At 73.2% G+C, this 17,632-nt stretch carries 18 protein-coding genes; 12 read left to right on the top strand and 6 right to left on the bottom strand.

From position 1 onward, the window contains the following. The first annotated feature begins 147 nt into the window (after positions 1 to 147). Together DEJ43_RS35410 and DEJ43_RS35405 are read left to right on the top strand one after the other, a co-directional pair. Positions 148 to 783: a GntR family transcriptional regulator gene (locus DEJ43_RS35410; RefSeq protein ID WP_233448107.1), complete on the top strand. Its 636-nt coding sequence runs from the start codon at positions 148 to 150 to the stop codon at positions 781 to 783. Positions 784 to 1,722: 939 nt separating this feature from the next. Next, positions 1,723 to 3,090, top strand: coding sequence for an amidohydrolase (locus DEJ43_RS35405; RefSeq protein ID WP_015038263.1), 1,368 nt, complete (start codon positions 1,723 to 1,725; stop codon positions 3,088 to 3,090). Positions 3,091 to 3,211: 121 nt separating this feature from the next. Here the strand turns inward: DEJ43_RS35405 and DEJ43_RS35400 are convergent, their stop codons facing one another. Continuing rightward, entirely contained in the window at positions 3,212 to 3,586 is a 375-nt protein-coding gene (locus DEJ43_RS35400; protein ID WP_041663252.1) for a VOC family protein, read from the bottom strand. A 406-nt stretch (positions 3,587 to 3,992) separates the two neighbouring features. Here DEJ43_RS35400 and DEJ43_RS35395 point away from each other — a divergent pair, with 406 nt between their 5' ends. After that, complete coding sequence (locus tag DEJ43_RS35395; RefSeq protein ID WP_015038261.1) at positions 3,993 to 5,567, top strand: pectate lyase family protein; 1,575 nt, start codon at positions 3,993 to 3,995, stop codon at positions 5,565 to 5,567. Positions 5,568 to 5,595: 28 nt separating this feature from the next. Here the strand turns inward: DEJ43_RS35395 and DEJ43_RS35390 are convergent, their stop codons facing one another. Both DEJ43_RS35390 and DEJ43_RS35385 read right to left on the bottom strand, forming a co-directional pair. After that, on the bottom strand, positions 5,596 to 6,285 hold the full coding sequence (locus DEJ43_RS35390) for a DUF6000 family protein (protein ID WP_015038260.1): 690 nt from the start codon (positions 6,283 to 6,285) through the stop codon (positions 5,596 to 5,598). Between the two features lie 157 nt (positions 6,286 to 6,442). Then, on the bottom strand, positions 6,443 to 7,210 hold the full coding sequence (locus DEJ43_RS35385) for a hypothetical protein (RefSeq protein ID WP_041663250.1): 768 nt from the start codon (positions 7,208 to 7,210) through the stop codon (positions 6,443 to 6,445). Between the two features lie 212 nt (positions 7,211 to 7,422). On the opposite strand from DEJ43_RS35385, the gene DEJ43_RS35380 reads away from it, so the two are divergent. Together DEJ43_RS35380 and DEJ43_RS37695 are read left to right on the top strand one after the other, a co-directional pair. Then, positions 7,423 to 7,824, top strand: a complete 402-nt coding sequence (locus DEJ43_RS35380) for a hypothetical protein (protein WP_015038258.1) — start codon at positions 7,423 to 7,425, stop codon at positions 7,822 to 7,824. Between the two features lie 59 nt (positions 7,825 to 7,883). Further along, positions 7,884 to 8,021, top strand: coding sequence for a hypothetical protein (locus tag DEJ43_RS37695; RefSeq protein ID WP_158506280.1), 138 nt, complete (start codon positions 7,884 to 7,886; stop codon positions 8,019 to 8,021). A gap of 111 nt (positions 8,022 to 8,132) precedes the next feature. Here DEJ43_RS37695 and DEJ43_RS35375 read toward each other — a convergent pair whose 3' ends face one another. Further along, the gene (locus DEJ43_RS35375; RefSeq protein WP_015038256.1) at positions 8,133 to 8,810 is read right to left on the bottom strand and encodes a hypothetical protein; all 678 of its coding nucleotides are present in this window, start codon (positions 8,808 to 8,810) and stop codon (positions 8,133 to 8,135) included. Between the two features lie 205 nt (positions 8,811 to 9,015). Between DEJ43_RS35375 and DEJ43_RS35370 the strand changes: the two genes are divergently transcribed. The 7 genes from DEJ43_RS35370 (at position 9,016) to DEJ43_RS35340 (ending at position 15,675) form a co-directional block, all read left to right on the top strand. Then, positions 9,016 to 9,375 carry a hypothetical protein gene (locus DEJ43_RS35370; protein ID WP_015038255.1) on the top strand — a complete coding sequence of 120 codons (360 nt, stop codon included), beginning with the start codon at positions 9,016 to 9,018 and terminating at the stop codon, positions 9,373 to 9,375. 247 nt (positions 9,376 to 9,622) lie between these two features. After that, on the top strand, positions 9,623 to 10,105 hold the full coding sequence (locus DEJ43_RS35365) for a DedA family protein (RefSeq protein WP_015038254.1): 483 nt from the start codon (positions 9,623 to 9,625) through the stop codon (positions 10,103 to 10,105). A 223-nt stretch (positions 10,106 to 10,328) separates the two neighbouring features. Beyond that, positions 10,329 to 11,063, top strand: a complete 735-nt coding sequence (locus tag DEJ43_RS35360) for a hypothetical protein (protein WP_015038253.1) — start codon at positions 10,329 to 10,331, stop codon at positions 11,061 to 11,063. A 286-nt stretch (positions 11,064 to 11,349) separates the two neighbouring features. After that, positions 11,350 to 12,390 carry an N-acetyl-gamma-glutamyl-phosphate reductase gene (gene argC, locus DEJ43_RS35355; RefSeq protein ID WP_015038252.1) on the top strand — a complete coding sequence of 347 codons (1,041 nt, stop codon included), beginning with the start codon at positions 11,350 to 11,352 and terminating at the stop codon, positions 12,388 to 12,390. Then, positions 12,387 to 13,538 (top strand): bifunctional glutamate N-acetyltransferase/amino-acid acetyltransferase ArgJ, encoded by a 1,152-nt coding sequence (gene argJ / locus DEJ43_RS35350; RefSeq protein ID WP_015038251.1) that lies wholly within the window; start codon positions 12,387 to 12,389, stop codon positions 13,536 to 13,538. The genes argC and argJ overlap by 4 nt, the downstream gene beginning before the upstream one ends. A 17-nt stretch (positions 13,539 to 13,555) precedes the next feature. Further along, the gene (argB, locus tag DEJ43_RS35345) at positions 13,556 to 14,494 is read left to right on the top strand and encodes an acetylglutamate kinase (protein ID WP_015038250.1); all 939 of its coding nucleotides are present in this window, start codon (positions 13,556 to 13,558) and stop codon (positions 14,492 to 14,494) included. Positions 14,495 to 14,532: 38 nt separating this feature from the next. Then, complete coding sequence (locus tag DEJ43_RS35340) at positions 14,533 to 15,675, top strand: acetylornithine transaminase (protein ID WP_051026235.1); 1,143 nt, start codon at positions 14,533 to 14,535, stop codon at positions 15,673 to 15,675. A gap of 94 nt (positions 15,676 to 15,769) precedes the next feature. Here the strand turns inward: DEJ43_RS35340 and DEJ43_RS35335 are convergent, their stop codons facing one another. Both DEJ43_RS35335 and DEJ43_RS35330 read right to left on the bottom strand, forming a co-directional pair. Beyond that, the gene (locus DEJ43_RS35335; RefSeq protein WP_071892329.1) at positions 15,770 to 15,994 is read right to left on the bottom strand and encodes a hypothetical protein; all 225 of its coding nucleotides are present in this window, start codon (positions 15,992 to 15,994) and stop codon (positions 15,770 to 15,772) included. A 17-nt stretch (positions 15,995 to 16,011) separates the two neighbouring features. Then, complete coding sequence (locus tag DEJ43_RS35330) at positions 16,012 to 17,586, bottom strand: amidohydrolase (RefSeq protein WP_015038247.1); 1,575 nt, start codon at positions 17,584 to 17,586, stop codon at positions 16,012 to 16,014. Between the last annotated feature and the right edge of the window lie 46 nt (positions 17,587 to 17,632).

The following is a 17,632-nucleotide window of genomic DNA, read 5'->3' as shown; positions in this document are numbered from 1 at the left end:
TAAGGCAGTACCACAGCCGGGGCCGATCGGCGCGGACCAACAGACCCCGACCGCTTGACCGATGGTCGCGCGCGGCCCGACGTATCCTCGGGCCGGGCACCCGCACACGGGGCCGTGCAGGACGAACGGGACGGGAAGAGGCCGGGGATCGTGACATCGCTCAGCACGCGCGCACGGGAAGCCGTCCTCCAGCGCATCGTCGACCGGCGCTACGCGCAGGGCTCCCGTCTCGTCGAGCGCGAGGTGGCCGAGGAGCTCGGCATGTCCCGCGTACCGGTGCGCGAGGCGCTGCGCGCGCTGGTCTCCGAGGGCCTCCTCGAACTGCTCCCGCACAGCGGGGTGCGCGTACGGCGCCTGGAACGCGCCGACGTGGAGCACCTGTACGAGGTGTGGGAGCCGCTGGCGGTCCAGGCCTCCCGGCTCGCGGCCCGGGCGCGCGCGGCGGGCGACACCGAAGGGCTCGCCGCCCTGGAGGCCGCCCTCCACCAGGCCGAGTCGGCGGCCGCGGCGGACGAGGGGACCCGCGAGGTGGCCGCCCACACGGCGTTCCACGAGGGCGTCGTCGAACTGTCGGGCAACCCGCTGCTGGTACGCACCATGGACCAGCTGAGCTGGCAGCTTCGGCTGGTGTTCGGGCTGCGCGAGGAGCCCGCGCACATGCGGGCCCAGCACGCCGAGATGTACCGGCACATCGCGGCGGGCGACGCGGAGGCAGCGGCGGCGAGCACGCTGCTGCACGTCCGGGACAGCAGGGCCGTCGCCCTGCGCTCCCTCTTCGGCTGAGCGCCTCCACCATTCGTATACCAAGACCGCTGATCGCGCATCCCTCCGACGACCAAGGATGGTGCGGAACGGGACTTTCCGCACGTTTGGGCTCTCACCCTTGTCCACCGCCTCCAGCTTGGTATACAAAATGCGGAAGCCGTCGGCCCACTCCCCCAAGGAGCACCCATGCGCGTCGAAGCCACCCCGCCGCCGCCCAGCACGCTGACCCGCCGTGGCGTCCTGACTGGAGCAGCCTCCCTCGCCGGTGCCGTGGCGGCGCCAGACCCGGCGGCGGCCGCCTCCGGGCCTTCGATGCGATCCGCACCGTGACAACCGGCGTCGCCCGGCGCCTCGGCCTCCACTGCAGGACGGGCCTCCTGGCCCGCGGCTACGCGGGCGACGCGATCCTCCCGGCCGGGCGGGCGTAAAGGTCTGAGGGGCGGCGCCCGGGCGCGTACGAACTCCGGCCGACGGCGGATGCCTCCCTCTATGCGTGCTGGGCGGTGCCCGGGCGCGTAGGAACTCCGGGGGTTCCCGCGGCTGCCCGACCGGACGTACGTGCCCGTCCGGAGCCGCGCGCCTGACGGAACCTGCTCCGGCCGGATCAGCGCCCTCCCGTACGTCGGCCGAGCCCGTGCCGTTGCTTACCCCGGCCGGGCCCGCGGCCTCGCGTAGGCCGGCCGGGCGCCCGGGGTCTCACTCGTACGCGCTTCCGCCGAACCTGCGCCCCGGTGTGCGCCGCTGGCCCGACCCACGCCCGCTCTCGTACGCGCTCCCGCCGAACCCGCGGCCGTGTGCGCTGGCCTGACTCACGCCCGCCCTCGTACGCGCTCCCGCCGAACCCGCGCACCCTCGCGTACGCGCTCCCGACCATCCCGCACCCGCACCCCGGGTGTCCCAACCCCCGCCCCGTACCCACCCGTTCGCCGCAAGCGGCGCCGCGGCTAAGGAGCCCCCATGCAGTCGACCTCCCCCTCCCCCTCCGGCGCGCTCTCCCGTCGCACGATGCTGGCCGGGGCCGCCGCCCTGGCCGGTGCATCGGCCACGGCGGCCGCCACCGCCGCGCCCGCCCAGGCCGCCACCGCACCGGCCGCGGCGTCCGTGTCCGCCGAGGCGGCGCACGGGGGCTCGGGGCGCCGTCACCGGGCGGTCGTCTTCCGTGACGTGCGCGTCCTGGGCGCGGCGAAGGCCACCGACCTCGTCGTCGTCGACGGACGCGTCTCGGACGGACCGGCGCCGCGCGGCGCGAGGGTCGTCGACGGCGGAGGCCGGATCGCGCTGCCGTCGCTCGTGGACGCGCACATCCACCCGGACAAGACGACCTGGAAGGGCTCCTGGGTGTCCCGGCGCCCGGCGAGCGGCATCGCCGACTACGTCGCCCAGGACGTCGAGCTGTTCCGCAGCCAGCGCCGCCCCGTCGTCGAGCGGGCGTACGGGCTGATGTCCCACGCCGTCTCGCGCGGCACCCGCGCGATGCGCGCCCACGCCGACGTGGCACCGGCCTACGGACTGGCCGGCGTGGAGGGCGTCGCGGCGGCGCGCGAGCGGCTGCGCCACGCCCTCGACGTCCAGATCGTGGCCTTTCCGCAGCACGGCGTCATCCGGACGCCCGGCACGGCGGCGCTGCTCGAGAAGGCGGCGCGCCAGGGGCTCATCGACATGATCGGCGGGATCGACCCGATCGGTTTCGACGAGGCGCTCGACGACCAGCTGGACGTCGTCTTCGGCATCGCGGACCGCCACGGCGTCGGCGTGGACATCCATCTGCACGATCGCGGCGAAAAGGGCATGAAGGCGATGCGCGGCATCGTCGACCGGACCCGCGCCCTGTCGCTCGCCGGCAAGGTGACCGTCAGTCATGTCTTCTGCCTGCCGGGTCTGACGGACCGTGAACTGGGTTCGATCGCGGCCGACTTGGGTGAGCAGGACATCGCGCTGACCACCGTCGCCCCGTCGGACTCGCTCGTTCTGCCGATCGCGCGGCTGCGTGAGCACGGGGTGCGGGTGGGGCTGGGCTCGGACGGCGTGCGGGACTCGTGGAGCCCGTTCGGGAACGCCGACATGATGCATCGCGCGCACATCCTCGGCTGGGTGACCGACGTCCGTCTCGACGAGGAGCTGAAGGACTGTTACGGCGTCGCGACGCACGGCGGCGCGGACGTGATGGGTCTGGCGCACGCCGACTTCTCGGCGGGCGCCCCGGCCGACTTCGTCCTGGTCAGGGGCGAGTGCCTGCCGCAGGTCGTCGTCGACATGCCGCGCCGGGACATGGTGGTGCACGGCGGTGTCGTCGTGGCGCGCGACGGCGAGTTCCTGGACGGGTAACCGGTCACCGGCCGGCCGGAGCCCGGCCCCGGGGCGGGGCTCCGGGGCCGGGCGGGACGACGGCCTGCCTGCCTGCCTGCCGGGGGCGGACGACCGCCCCCGGCAGGCGCTTTCGCACGCTCTACAGGTACGGCCGGGTGATCAGCTCGAAGGCGTGACCGGCGGGGTCCTTGAAGTAGACCCCGCGGCCACCGTGTTCGGTGTTGGTCTCGCCGGGTCGCTTCATCTGCGGGTCGGCCCAGTGCTCGACCCCCTGGTCGCAGAGCCGCGCGTACGCCCGCTCGAACAGCTCGTCGTCGACGAGGAAGGCGTAGTGCTGCATCTGGATGTCCACCGGGGGCTCGGCGAACTGGATCAGGACGCCGTCGGGGAGCTGGACGTTGACGAAGGGGCCCCAGGAGGGCGCCTCGGGAAGTTCCAGCAACTCCCGGAAGAACCGCGCCGATTCGTGGCGGTCCTTGGCGGCGATGATGGTGTGGTTGAACGTGACTGCCATGTGGATGACCTCGCTGTCGATTCGATACGAAGGGGACTCTCGGTGCCTGCGCACCGGGGGGTCCTCGTGCCGAATCCCGGGGGTGCTGTCGCAGCACCCACGGAGCGGTCAGTCGTCCACCGGATGGCCCGTCTGTGTGTGGCGTCGCTGCGCCGGTCCGGTGTTCACGTCGGAGGACGCTACGTGATCAAGGCCGCCGTGACAAGGCGGAATCCGCCGCTCGTCGGCCGGGGACAGCCCGGCGGTGCCGGGAGGCGGCTGTTGCGCGGAGCCTTGCCACGCCTCAGGGGTCACCCTATTCTCCGGGAAAGAAAGCGCTTTCCATCCGTCCGTGGACGGCTCGCCCAGGCCTGCCCATGGACGGTTTCTTCTGCCCCAGCGTTCGAAGACGGAAAGGACGGCGACCATGAGACGACCAGTCGCACTCCGGCTCCACGCGGCACTGGCCACCCTGGCCCTGGCGGCCGCGACCGGCGTGGTGCTCTCGATCCCCCAGGCATCGGCGGCGGCCGGCGGCGCCACCGGCTACGCCGGCCAGAACGGCGGCACCACCGGCGGTGCCGGCGGCCAGACCGTACGGGCCACCACGGGCACCGCCATCCACGCGGCCCTGTGCGGACGGGCCAGCAGCAGCACCCCGATCACGATCGAGGTCGAGGGAACGATCAACCACGCCAACACCGCCAAGGTGTCCGGCCCCAGCTGCAACACCGCCGCCGGAGTGATCGAGCTGAAGCAGATCAGCAACGTCACGCTCGTCGGGGTCGGCTCCGGCGCCGTCTTCGACCAACTCGGCATCCACATCCGCGAGTCCAGCAACATCATCATCCAGAACGTGACGGTCCGGAACGTCAAGAAGTCGGGCTCGCCGCTGTCCAACGGCGGCGACGCCATCGGCATGGAGAGCGACGTCCGCAACGTCTGGGTCGACCACTCCACCCTGGAGGCCTCGGGCGGCGAGTCCGAGGGCTACGACGGCCTCTTCGACATGAAGGACAACACCCGGTACGTGACCCTGTCGTACAGCATCCTGCGCAAATCCGGGCGCGGCGGCCTCGTGGGGTCCAGCGAGACCGAACTCTCGAACAGCTTCATCACGTACCACCACAACCTGTACGAGAACATCGACTCGCGCGCGCCCCTGCTGCGCGGCGGGACCGCCCACATGTACAACAACCACTACCTGCGGATCAACGAGTCCGGCATCAACTCCCGTGCCGGAGCCCACGCCAAGGTGGACAACAACTACTTCGAGGACTCCAAGGACGTCCTCGGCACCTTCTACACCGACGCCGCCGGGTACTGGCAGGTCAGCGGCAACGTCTACGACAACGTGACCTGGTCCGCCCGGGGCACCGACAACAACCCGGCGGGGCCGGACCCGCAGTCCAACACCACCGTCTCCATCCCCTACGCCTTCAGCCTCGACCCGGCCACCTGCGTGCCGGACGTCGTGAGCCGAACGGCGGGTGCCGGCAAGGGACTTCAGGTGTCGAACGGCAGCTGCTCCCCGCAGACACCCACGCCCACGCCGACGGGCACGCCGACCACACCCGCGCCGACGACTCCCACCCCGAGCCCGACGCCCTCCACGCCCGGACCGACCCAGCCCGGCGGGACGAACCTCAGCATCGGTGCCGGGTCCGACGGTTCGAGCAAGGCCGACGGCACCAGCTACGGCAACGTCCGGGACGGGGACCTCGGCACCCACTGGTCTCCGGCCGGTTCGACCGGCTCCGTGTCGATCAAGTGGGGCAGCGCCACCACGGTCTCCCGCATCGTCATCCGCGAGGCGGCGGGCGCGACGGGCGTCATCGGCTCCTGGCTCGTCCTGAACGGCGACACCGGCGCCGTGCTGACCTCCGGCAGCGGGGCGGGGACGATCTCCGTCCCCCGGACGGCCCTGAAGAAGATCACCTTCGAGATCACGGGCGCGAGCGGCACGCCACGGATCGCCGAGTTCGAGACGTACGCCGGCTAGACGGTTTCCGCGCGACCCCGGTGCGGCCTCAAGGGCGGGTCCAACCGTCCGCGAAGTCGCACCGGAGGTCGGTCCACGCACGCAGACGCTCCGGCGCCAACGAGGAGGCGTCGGAGCCGGCCTGCTCCCCGACCCAGGTGTCCCAGGGGCCGTCGGGGGCGTCGATCCGGTCGGCGTACGCCGTGCCGAGTTCCGCGTCGAGCCGGAGCAGGGCGCCGAGGGCAGCCGCCTGGTCGTAGTCGAGCTCGGGCCGGGCCAGGTAGCGGTCCAGATAGGCGACGAGGAGCTCGGCGTCCGCGCGGGTGCCGAGGCGGGCGAGGGCGAAGCAGTACCCCACGCCCGCGAAGCAGACCTCGCTGTCCAGGAGCAGGGTGCCGATCCGCTCGCGGTACGAGGCCCGGCGGTCCACTCCGATCAGCCAGGCCGCCGTGAGCCGCGACCGCCATTCGTAGTTGAGCAGCGCGTCCAGCTCGGCGTCGGTGACCGCCGCCGCGTCCCGGAGGACGCGGCGGACGAAGCGGCGCCGGCCCGGCCCCTCGGGCCGCGCGTACAGGGCGGAGTCGATCTCCAGGTAGCGCGGCCGGCCCCAGTACGTCGCCTGCACGTACCGCCTCACGACGTGGCCCATGCCGATGTCGCGCGGGTCGCACAGGGTCATGCGACCGGTGCCGCCCGCCGCGTGGGCTTCGAGCCCCGTTACCTGCCGGCGTTCGTTCATGCGGGCAGTCTGCCGGACGCGGCCGCGCGCGGGGCGGCGCGGGCGACCGGTTGCCCCAGTTCCTTCCGTTCCCGATGGAGTGGGGAAGCCTGGTGAGCGACGTACCGTCAGCGAGTCGGGCGGCCCGCTCATTCGATCGGCCGGCCCGCCACCGTTCCTACGAGCGCCCGTGCACCTTCTGGAGGATCTCCTCGCGAAGCCTCGCGCGATCCGAGTCCCTTCGGAAGCGAATGCCTCTCTGCCTCTCCACTGCTTCAGCCAGCCGCCTGGCTTGGCCCCCGTCCAGCCCGTCGACCATCTGCATCGCGAGCCGCATGGCGTGGTACTGCTCGAAAGGAGTACGGGGGTGCGCAATGGCGGCGAGGGCGGCTTCGAAGTTCCTCAGTTCGGGTTTGGCCTGCATCATCGCCAAGGCGGTGATGCGCTCTTCAGCCGTACCTTCCCGCAACCAACGCAAGACCTCGGCCGACTCGAAGGACTGCCCCTCCGCCAAGCGGCGCGCCCGGGCAACCACCTCTTCCAGGGCCCGGGTACGTGTGGCACCGGGACGCATCGATCCGCGCACCGAGCCGTAGTCGGCGGCGATGGGCCCGGCAGCGTCCATCAGGGTCCTCGCCTCCACCCGCAACTGACGCGCTGTGGCCGTGTCGCCCAGACGTTCGGACTCCTCCGCCAGTTCGAACCTCTCCGCAGCGGCGGCCCTCAGCCTCAGAGTGGCCCCTCCGAACTCAAGGCTCTCGACACGACTGCCCAGCAGAGCGAGGAGGAGCAAGACGCCCCCGAACACGATCAACGCGGCCGCGCCGGTCCCGTTCTGGGTCGCGAACACCGCAAGCGCCCCCAATGCGAATGACCCCGCACCCAGCAGAACCGTGAGCGCGCGCAAGACCGGCGTGAACCAGACGGTCGCGGCTCTCGTCTTCACCGGACTCTCCGCTCCTGTTGGGGTGGGCAAGAAACTACTGGCAAACCAGGGCGTACTCGGTCAGCAGGGACTCCGTGTCGGGACCGGGCGCGGCCTGCCCCCGAAGCGATGGGGAGCCGGCTTCAAGGCTCTGGCCGGGTCTGCGTGAACGCTCCTGTAGGTTCTTCCGGGCTCGCATGGGCGGGTCGCGACGCAGGCGGAAGGGACTGACCGTGACTGACGATCGGCTTGACGCCGAATGGCTTCGCGGCTGGTGCGAGCATGTCGATACGGCGCTCGTGGAGCTGACACCGATTCCCTCGGATCTGACCACGATGTACTGGGTGATCGACGAGGTCTCCTTGCCCGATGTGGAGAACGGCTACTTCGTCCACCCGGCCACGCTGGTCGCAGACCACTTCCGCGAGTACGGGGCCGTCCAGATCGACGGGGAAGAGCCTGCCCTGGTATTCGCCAGCGACGGGGGCGGTCACGTGTTCGCGTTGGCCGGTTCCGGCCGGATCTGGAGGTCGACCACGCCCTCCTGGCTCGATCAGTTCGACCTTGCCGCAGCCGGTCTGCAGGAGTTCTTCGAGGAGCTCTCTCGACAGATCAGCGGCAGCGGCCGGCCCTGACGGCTGGTCAAAGTGCGGCGAGGGCGCTCGGATCCGGCTGAGGATGCGAATCCCCAGGAGTGCGTGCCGAAGGACAGTGCGCCCAGCAGGGTCAGCCCGAGGGGTCCGACGGCGTCGCACTCAGCACCCGGCTGCCCACGATCGCGATCGACTGGGTCGACGCTCCGGAGAGGTCCACGCTCTCCTCGAACCAGTAGTCCTCAAGCCAGAAGGCGTGAGCGATCTGCGCGCCAGCCAGGTCGAGGTGCCCGGATATCCGGGAGCGCCACGATCACGGCGGCCCGCACCCGGCGCGGGGGCGTGGCCGGTCAGTTCACGAATTCGCGGTCTCCGTACCGTACTCGGGCCTCGTTCCAGTCCGCGCCGAGTCCGGTCACGAAGGTGCGGGCGAAGGGCAGTTCGGCGATCGGGGCCACGAGGAGGAGGCGGCCGTCGAGGGTGACCGAGCCGCCGCCGAGCTTCTCGCGGGCCTCGGGATCGGCGACGAGCGCGTCGCGCAGGCCGCTCACCCGTACTCCGGGCACCTCGATCTCGACCGCGTCGGTCTCGGGGGAGGTCCGGGGCAGACAGCGGAAGGTGAGCACCGATTCCTGGTCGTACTCCTTGGCGATGACGCCCGCGATGTGGTGGAGCCCGTCGCGGTCCACCCTGTTGACGTCGAACTCGCGCGACCGCTCGTACGTGGCCTGCTTCAGGTCGTCGGACCAGAAGACGCCGTCGAGGAGCGTCGACGCGGCGGGGCGTGCGCCGTGGGCGCGGATGAGGGTGCGCACCTCGTGGTCGAAGCGCGTCAGCCGGGTCCGGAGCCGGGGGTCGGCCGGGTCGGTGATGATCGAGGTGTTGTCGGTGGCGAAGATCTCGGCGGTCGGGCAGCCCTGGTCGGCGGGGCTCGCGTAGGTGCTCTGCGTGCCCGTCAGTCCGAGGACGAGGGCGGCGAGGCCGGTGGCGAGGAGGCGGAGGCGCCGCCGCGTTGCGATGTTGTTCATGGTCTGGACAACGAGACGGGACGGCGGGTGTTGCGCCTCCCGGGCCGTCGCTCGGAGCGCGGGACTCGGGCAGTCGCTCCCTGCGTCACCCAGGTCCGGATGAGTACCCGTGCTCATCACGCGGGCGGACCTCCCCTCCTACCGTGGCGTCGAGGCACACGAGGCGGGCGCACGGCGACGCGGACGCGGATCGGAGCGGGGCATCATGAACGCGCACATGCGGGGGACCCCCGGCACTACCCGGGCCACCTGGCCCACGGCCTACCTGGTGACGATCGCGGCCCTGACCGGGTGCGGGTTGATGATCGACACGATGGCGCTCTACGTCTCCATCTTCGCGACGGACAGTTGCGGGTCGACGAACCCGGCCCCCGTGTGCACCCCGGTCGGCATGCTGTCGGTGTGGGCGCTGCCCTGGGTGGGCCTGGGCGTCGCGGCGGCGGTCTCGGCGGGCCTGGGGGTGTGGGCCTGGCGGCGCGGACGTACGCCGTGGGTCCTGCTCCCGGTCGGCGTCGTGCTCTACGTGGCCTCGCTGGCCGGCGCCTGGACGATCATGACCTGGTGAGCGGCGACGCGCGCGCGGGCTCGGCGGATGCCGCGGGCGGCCGGGGACCCTGGATGTTCGTTCGGTTAGGCTAACCTTGCCGGGCGTACGGGTAGGGTTCCCAGGCCACGGCAGGCACCCCACAGGACCGACGTGCAGAGGCGGGCGCAGGTGAGAGACGGTGACCGGGCTCACGCCCGTCGGGGCGGGACGCCCGTGCGGCTGACGGGCGCAGCGGGTTCGGGCCCGGAGCGCGGGGCGGGGTCTCGTGGATAAGATTGCGCTCACCGCGGGCGCCCTCTACGTCATCGTCCTGCTGCGGGCCGGGGGAACGTTCGCCGTCGGCTGGCTCGCCGGTGCCGGCGCGCGGCGCAGCAGGTTCTCCGAGCGGATCTCCTCGCCGAAGTTCCGCCGTGCCGAGCGGGCGATCCAGCGGTGGGGCGCGCCGGTGGTGGCCGTCTCCTTCCTGACCGTCGGTTTCCAGACCGCCGCCAACTTCCTCGCGGGCAGCATGCGCATGCCCCTGCCCCGCTACCTCCCCGCCCTGTTCCTCGGTGGCGCGGCCTGGTCGCTGATCTACGCGACCGCGGGGCTCGGCGTCCTCGAAGTCCTCGGTCGCCTCTTCGCCGGGCGGACGGCCTTCGGGGTGGCCGCCGTGGCCGTCCTCGTCCTCGCGGTGTGCGCGATGGTGGTGTACCGCAGGAGGAGGCCGGGCCGGCCGTCGGGCGGCCCCGTGGCCGAGGAGTCGTGAGCGGCGGCCGGGCTCTGTGCCCGGCCCTTCGGACCGAGGACGGCGCCGCTGCGTGCGCGGGCCCGGGTTCTTCTTCCGTTTCGCCGTGCGCCGCCCGCCGGGCGTTCGCGACGCGCGCGGTGGTGGGAGGATGCGGGGCCTGAGGGAACGGCCGTTGCGTAGGCTCGAACTGAGCGTTCCGCACATCCGCACCGCGCCGTCCGTACGACGAGGAGGACCCCCCATGAACACCGCCGACGAGGGACGGCAGCAGCAGCTCGACGCGGCCAGTGTCGTCAACGCGAAGAGCACGCTCCTCCAGCTTCTCGCCCGCGCGGGGGTCTACACGGGGGACGCGGAGGAGCTCATCGGGTTGGTCGAGGCGGGCGCGCTGGCCGGGGCGCACGCGGAGATCGCCGGGTCCCGGCGGAGCGCGCCGGGCGAGCGGGGGGAGTCGTACGCGGCCGGCTGGTCCGACGGCGCCCTCGCCGTCACCGGTGAGCTCGCCGCGCTCGCCGAGCGGGCGCTGGTCCATGCGGTCACCTCGGGCCCTTCGGCGACCTCGCCCGACGAGCGGTCGCCCGTCGGGCGGGCGGAGATGGAGCGCGCGAAGGTGGCGATCACGCCGCTCTACCTGTCGTTCGCCGATGTCTCCGACCTCGATCCCGAGGTCACCGAGCAGGTACTGGGCGCGGTGCTCCGCACGATGAGTCCCCGGCAGCGGGCCGGGTATCCGGGGCGGTTGAGCGCGTTCGCCGAGGCCCATCACGCGCATCTGGAGCGGGTGTACGCGGAGTACGGGCCGGGCAGTCCGATCGCGATCCACGGCCGCTACTCCCTGGTCCACTCCCCCACCAGCGTGGCCGTCCTCGAGCGGCTGGCGGCGTCGCCGTCGGCGCTGCACGAGGAGTGGGACGCCGCGGAGCTCCCGCCGGCGTGGCTGGACGGCCTGACGACGGCGTGGGGTGCGCGGGGCTGAGCCGTTCGGCGTCCGTCCGCACCGGCCTCGCCGGCCGTGGCCTGGAGGCCGAGCTAGGCGGCGCGCCGGGGAGCGAGGCCCGCATCGGCCGGGGGTCAGACCCCGCCCGTCAACTCCATGGCGCTTGGCGGGAGTTGTCGGCCCCCGCTGGAGCCACGTAAGCGATCGCGGCCATTCCGCACCGGAGTTACTTAGGTTAGGCTAAGTTAATTTCCAGTGCGTCGGTCCGGGGTGTCCGCCCCGGGCGTGCGCCGTCGTCCCCACACGCCAGGAGAGACGGAAGAACATGACCTTACGGGTCGCGGTGGCCGGAGCCAGTGGCTATGCCGGCGGGGAGATCCTCCGCCTGCTCGCCTCCCACCCCGGCGTCGACATCGGAGTCCTGGCCGCGCACAGCAGTGCCGGGCTCACGCTCGGCCAGGTGCAGCCCCAGCTGACCTCGCTCGCCGGCCGGACGCTCACCGAGACGTCGGCGGCGGCGCTCGGCGGACACGACATCGTGTTCCTCGCCCTGCCCCACGGGCAGTCGGGGGCGCTCGCCCGGGAGTTGGGCGACGACACCCTCGTCATCGACTGCGGAGCCGACTTCCGGCTGCGCGACCCGGTCGAGTGGAAACGTTTCTACGGCACCGAGCACGCCGGGACCTGGCCCTACGGGCTGCCCGAGATGCCCGGCGCCCGGGACGAGCTGAAGGGCGCGAACCGGGTCGCCGTGCCGGGCTGCTACCCGACCGCCGTCACCCTCGCCCTCTCCCCCGCCCACGCCGCACGCCTGGTGGAACCCGAGGTCGTGGTCGTCGCGGCCAGTGGCACCTCGGGCGCGGGCCGGAGGGCCGGACCGCACCTGCTCGGCTCCGAGGTGATGGGGTCCATGACCCCGTACGGCGTCGGCGGCGGGCACCGGCACACCCCCGAGCTCGTCCAGAACCTGTCCCTGGTGGCGGGCGAGCCGGTGACCGTGTCCTTCACCCCGACCCTGGCCCCCATGCCCCGCGGCATCCTCGCCACCTGCTCCGCCCGGCTGCGCCCGCACGTGGCCGCCGACGGCGGCCTCGACGAGGTCCGCGAGGTGTTCGAGGCGGCCTACGCCGACGAACCGTTCGTCCGGCTGCTACCGCGGGGCCAGTGGCCGTCCACGGGCGCGGTGCTCGGATCCAACACCGTGCAGGTGCAGGTGGCCGTCGACCCTGCCGCCCGTCGCCTCGTCTGCGTGAGCGCGATCGACAACCTGACGAAGGGCACCGCCGGTGGGGCGGTGCAGAGCATGAACGTCGCCCTCGGCCTGCCCGAAGGGCTCGGCCTGCCCATGAATGGAGTGGCTCCGTGACCGTGACCGCCGCCCGAGGATTCCTCGCCAGCGGGGTGGCCGCCGGCATCAAGGCGTCCGGCGATCCCGACCTCGCCCTGGTGGTCAACCAGGGCCCCGCACCGGCCGCGGCGGGAGTCTTCACCTCCAACCGGGTCCAGGCGGCACCGGTCCGCTGGTCCCGACGGGTCCTCGCCGACGGCGGGGTCCGCGCGGTCGTCCTGAACTCCGGCGGCGCCAACGCCTGCACGGGCGCGGCCGGCGCCGACGACGCCCGGGCCATGGCCGAGCGGACCGCCGCGGCCGTCGGGCTCGCCCCCGACGCCGTGGCCGTCTGCTCCACCGGCCTCATCGGGGTGCCGCTGCCCATGGACCGGATCACGGCCGGCATCGCCCTCGCGGCGGAGCGGCTGGCCTCCGACGGGGGCGAGGACGCGGCGGTGGCCATCAAGACGACGGACTCCGTCCACAAGACCGCCGTCGTGTCGCGGTCCGGCTGGACCGTCGGCGGCATGGCGAAGGGCGCGGGCATGCTCGCCCCCGGGCTCGCCACCATGCTCGTGGTCCTCACCACGGACGCGGTGGCCGACGGGCCGCGGCTGGACACCGCGTTGCGCGCCGCCGTACGGACCACCTTCGACCGGGTGGACTCCGACGGCTGCATGTCCACGAACGACACCGTGCTGCTGCTCGCCTCGGGCGCGTCCGGCGTGACCCCGGCCGACGGGGAGCTGGCCGAGGCGGTGCACTCCGTCTGCCTGGACCTCGCGCGGCAGCTGATCGCGGACGCCGAGGGCGCGTCGAAGGAGATCGAGGTGGCGGTCGTCGGCGCCGCGTCCGAGGAGGACGCCGTGACCGTGGGCCGCTCGGTGGCACGGAACAACCTCCTCAAGTGCGCCCTGCACGGCGAGGACCCCAACTGGGGCCGGGTGCTCTCCGCCATCGGCACCACCGACGCCGCCTTCGACCCCGACCGCCTGGACGTGGCCATCAACGGCGTCTGGGTCTGCCGGGACGGCGCGGCCGGGGAGCCCCGCGAGAAGGCCGACATGTCGGGCCGCCGGATCACCGTCACGGTCGACCTGCGCGCCGGGGACGCGTCGGCGGAGATCTGGACCAACGACCTGACGGCCGCGTACGTGCACGAGAACAGCGCCTACAGCTCATGAGCGGAGGGGGAACGGGAATGAGGACGCTCGGTGGGCAGCGCGCCGTGCGCGGGGTGGACCCGGTGGACCTGCCGGCGGCGGACGTTCCGTGGTGCGAGGAGCTCCAGGGCCGGACGGTCGTCCTGAAGTGCGGCGGCAGCACCCTGGACGACCCGGCGCTGCGCCGGTCGTTCGCGCAGGACGTCGTCGAGCTGTGGCACGCGGGGCTGCACCCGGTGGTGGTGCACGGCGGCGGTCCGCAGATCAGCTCGATGCTCGACCGGCTCGCCCTGGAGGTGCGGTTCGAGGCGGGCATGCGGGTGACCACGCCGGAGGCGATGGACGTGGTCCGGATGGTGCTGACCGGGCAGGTGCAGCGGGACCTGGTCGGCGCCATCAACGCCCACGGGCCCTTCGCCGTCGGCATGTCGGGCGAGGACGCCCACACGCTGACGGCGGTGCGCCGGCCCGCCTGGGTGGACGGGCGGGCCGTCGACATCGGGCTCGTCGGAGACATCGTGTCCGTCGCTCCGGACACCGTGCGGAACCTGCTCGCCGGGGGCCGGATACCGGTGGTCTCCCCGGTCGCCCGGGGAGCGGACGGGCAGATCTACAACGTGAACGCCGACCTCGCCGCCTCGGCCCTGGCCGTCGCCCTCGGCGCCGACCGGCTCGTGATGCTCACGGACGTCCCCGGGCTCTGCGCGGACTGGCCGCGCAGCACCGAGGTGATCCCCCGGCTGACGGCCGGTGAGCTGGACGCGCTGCTCCCCGGCCTGGCCGGCGGGATGCTGCCGAAGATGGAGGGCTGTCTGCGCGCGGTCCGCTCGGGGGTCGGGCGGGTCCACGTCCTCGACGGGCGGACCCCGCACGCCGTGCTCCGGGGCGTCCTGACCGAGGAGGCCACGGGCACCACGGTGCTGTCGGACGACGCGGCGCACGGCGTCGCCCGGGACGCAGAGGAGGCCCTGTCGTGACCGCCGCCGCGCCGCTCACCAACCGCTGGCGGGCCGTCATGATGGACACGTACGGCACTCCCCCGCTGGCCCTGGTCCGCGGTGAGGGGTGCACGGTCCGGGACGAGTCCGGTCGCGTCTACACGGACTTCACCGGGGGGATCGCGGTCAGCACCCTCGGGCACGCCCATCCCGCGGTGGTCGCGGCCGTCACCGATCAGATCGGGCGGCTCGGGCACGTCTCGAACCTGTTCGTCGCCGGGCCGCCGGTCGCCCTCGCCGAGCGGTTGCTCGGGCTCTTCGGGCGGCCGGGGCGGGTGTTCTTCTGCAACTCCGGCGCGGAGGCGGCCGAGGCCGCGTTCAAGGCCGCCCGCCGGACCGGGCGCGGCCGGGTCGTCGCGATGGAGGGCGGTTTCCACGGCCGCACGATGGGCGCCCTCACGCTCACCGGCCAGCCCGCGAAGCGCGAGCCGTTCCTGCCGCTGCCCGGCGAGGTGACGCACGTGCCGTTCGGGGACGCCGAAGCGCTGCGGGCGGCCGTCTCCGACGACACCGCCGCCGTCTTCGTCGAACCGGTGCAGGGCGAGGCGGGCGTGATCCCCGCGCCCCGCGGGTATCTGCGGGCCGCCCGCGCGATCACCCGTGCCGCGGGCAGCCTGCTCGTCCTGGACGAGGTGCAGACGGGGATCGGACGGACCGGGCACTGGTTCGCCCACCAGGCCGAGGACGGCGTCGACCCGGACGTGGTGACCCTGGCCAAGGGCCTGGGCGGTGGTCTGCCGATCGGTGCCGCGGTCGCGTTCGGCCCCGCCGCCGAGCTGCTCGGTCCGGGCCAGCACGGGTCCACGTTCGGGGGCAATCCGGTGGCGTGCGCGGCGGGCGCCGCCGTGCTCGACACCATCGTGGCGGAGGGGCTCCTGGAGCACACCGCCCGGATGGGCGAGCGGCTGCGCTCGGGCGTCGAGGCGCTGAAGCACCCGCTCGTGGCCGAAGTACGGGGCGCAGGGCTGCTGTTGGGCGTCGTGCTGACGGAGCCGGTGACGGCCCGGGTGCAGGCGGCGGCGCAGGAGGCCGGCTTCCTGGTGACGGCCGCCGGGCCCCTGACCGTACGGCTGGCTCCGGCGCTGACGGTCTCCGAGGGTGAGGTCGGGGAGCTCCTTGAGGCGCTGCCCGCGATCCTGGACGCGAGCCGTCCCGGCTGACGGCCGGGGCGGGGCCGAGGTGTCGCCGCCGTGCCCGGCGGCGGGGTGCGGCAAGCGGGAGGGGGGCGGACGGCGGGGCCGTCCGCCCCCGTCGTCATCCGCAGGCCCGGCCGGGGTAGTCGGCGCTCTCCGGTGCGCCGGCCGCGCGCATCCGGCGCAGCACCTCTTCCAGGGACGCGTCGTCGACGTGCACGGGCAGGTTGAGTTCGCGGTCGAAGACCATGGTGTCCGCGTCGGGCTGCCAGATCACCCAGCGGGGCGGCGAGGTGGGCGCCTCCCACAGGGGCGCGAAGGCGTCGAGGTGGTTGTCCTGGGTCACGGCTTTCCCTCCGGTCGTCACAGTCCTGCCTTTCCGGTGCGGCCGTCCACGTACGTCGCCACGACCTCGATGTCGCCGATCCGCGAGGTGTCGACGCGCCGGGGATCGTCCCCGAGGACCACCAGGTCGGCGCGCTTCCCCGGGGTCAGGCTGCCCGCGCTGTCGTCCCAGTGGCAGGCGTACGCGCCGGCCACCGTGTACGCGTGCAGGGCCTCGTCGACGGTGATGCCCTCGTCCGGTCCGATCGCCCGGCCGGAGGTGGAGGCCCGCTCGACCATGAACTGGACGGCGCGGAGCGGCGAACCGTCCGTGACCGGGCGGTCGGAGCTGCCGACGAGGGTGACGCCGTGGTCGAGGAAGCCCCGGCCCCGGTACATCCAGGGTGCCCGCCGCTCCCCCATGACGTCGGCGTAGTCGTCGCCGAAGTAGCGCAGGAAGTTGGGCTGGACCACGGCGCTGACGCCGAGCCGGGCGAAGCGCGGCAGCTGGTCCGGGCGGATCAGGCCGGCGTGTTCCACCCGGTGCCGGGCGTCCGGGCGGGGCCGCAGCCGCTGGGCCCGCTCCAGGGCGTCCAGGGCGAGGTCGGCGGCGCGGTCCCCGATGGCGTGGACGGCGAGCTGCCAGCCGGCGAGGTGGCCGTCGACGACGAGCTGGGCGAGCCGCTCGGGGTCGTCCTGGAACTGTCCGGTGTGGTCCATGCCCTCGTACGGCTCGGTGAGCGCCGCCGTACGGGCCATCATGCCGCCGTCGGTGTAGATCTTGAGGGCGCCGAGGGAGAGCCAGTCGTCGCCGAAGCCGGTGCGCAGGCCGAGGTCGAGGGCGCGCGGGATGCCGTCGTCGCGGTGTGCGGCGCGCGGGCGGAGGGTGTCGCCGGCGGCCATCAGCTGGACGCGCAGCGGCAGTCGGCCATGGTCCCGCAGGAGTTGGTAGGCGCCGAGTTCGACGGGGCTGTGGCCGAGGAGGCCGCCGCCGATGCCCGCCTCGGCGGCGGCGGTGATGCCCTCGGCGAGGCAGGTGCGGCCGGCCCGCTCGATGGCGTCGGCGAGTTCCTCCTGGGAGTACGGCAGCCGGAGCCGGCGTACGGCGGTCATGGCGCTCTCCGCGAGGAAGCCGTCCTGGTGGGGGACGTCGGCGGGGAGCAGGTCGAGGACGGCGGCGTTGACGACGCAGGCGTGGCCGGAGTCGTGCATGAGGAAGATCTTGCGGCCCTGGCTGACCCGGTCGATCTCGGCCGCGGTGAGGTGGCGGCCCAGGGCCCGCTGGTCGTACCCGGCGACGTCCACCCAGGCGCCGGGGGCGGCCGGGCGGGCGGCGGCCTCCGCGATGACGGCGAGCACGTCCTCGACGCGCTCGCAGGGGGCGATGCTCGGGGTGTTCGCCTTGAGGCCCGCCCAGGCGAGGTGGACGTGGCTGTCGATGAAGCCGGGCAGCACGGTGGCGCCCTGGAGGTCGACGACTTCGCGGGCGGGCAGCGAGGTGACGGCCGCGTCGAGGCCGACGATCCGTCCGCGCCAGATGCCGACGTCGTGGGCGACGGGGTGTTCGGGGTCCATGGTGAGGACGCGCGCGTTCGTCAGCCTCGTACAGAGCATGGGCAGTCCGTTCCCCTCGTCGGAGGTGGTGGGCGGGTGCGGTGCC

The sequence above is a fragment of the Streptomyces venezuelae ATCC 10712 genome, from assembly GCF_008639165.1.
In the GTDB taxonomy this organism is placed as follows: domain Bacteria; phylum Actinomycetota; class Actinomycetes; order Streptomycetales; family Streptomycetaceae; genus Streptomyces; species Streptomyces venezuelae.
Note: the sequence above shows the minus strand (reverse complement) of the source record. Positions and strands in the feature narration are given on the sequence as shown.

Excerpts from the sequence above, each read along its gene's own strand:
- DEJ43_RS35330 (WP_015038247.1), bottom strand. The coding sequence starts at position 17,586 with ATGCTCTGTACGAGGCTGACGAACGCGCGCGTCCTCACCATGGACCCC.
- DEJ43_RS35400 (WP_041663252.1), bottom strand. The coding sequence starts at position 3,586 with ATGGCAGTCACGTTCAACCACACCATCATCGCCGCCAAGGACCGCCAC.
- DEJ43_RS35395 (WP_015038261.1), top strand. The coding sequence starts at position 3,993 with ATGAGACGACCAGTCGCACTCCGGCTCCACGCGGCACTGGCCACCCTG.
- DEJ43_RS35390 (WP_015038260.1), bottom strand. The coding sequence starts at position 6,285 with ATGAACGAACGCCGGCAGGTAACGGGGCTCGAAGCCCACGCGGCGGGC.
- argB (WP_015038250.1), top strand. The coding sequence starts at position 13,556 with ATGAGGACGCTCGGTGGGCAGCGCGCCGTGCGCGGGGTGGACCCGGTG.
- argC (WP_015038252.1), top strand. The coding sequence starts at position 11,350 with ATGACCTTACGGGTCGCGGTGGCCGGAGCCAGTGGCTATGCCGGCGGG.
- DEJ43_RS35375 (WP_015038256.1), bottom strand. The coding sequence starts at position 8,810 with ATGAACAACATCGCAACGCGGCGGCGCCTCCGCCTCCTCGCCACCGGC.
- DEJ43_RS35340 (WP_051026235.1), top strand. The coding sequence starts at position 14,533 with ATGATGGACACGTACGGCACTCCCCCGCTGGCCCTGGTCCGCGGTGAG.
- DEJ43_RS35360 (WP_015038253.1), top strand. The coding sequence starts at position 10,329 with ATGAACACCGCCGACGAGGGACGGCAGCAGCAGCTCGACGCGGCCAGT.
- DEJ43_RS35405 (WP_015038263.1), top strand. The coding sequence starts at position 1,723 with ATGCAGTCGACCTCCCCCTCCCCCTCCGGCGCGCTCTCCCGTCGCACG.
- DEJ43_RS35370 (WP_015038255.1), top strand. The coding sequence starts at position 9,016 with ATGAACGCGCACATGCGGGGGACCCCCGGCACTACCCGGGCCACCTGG.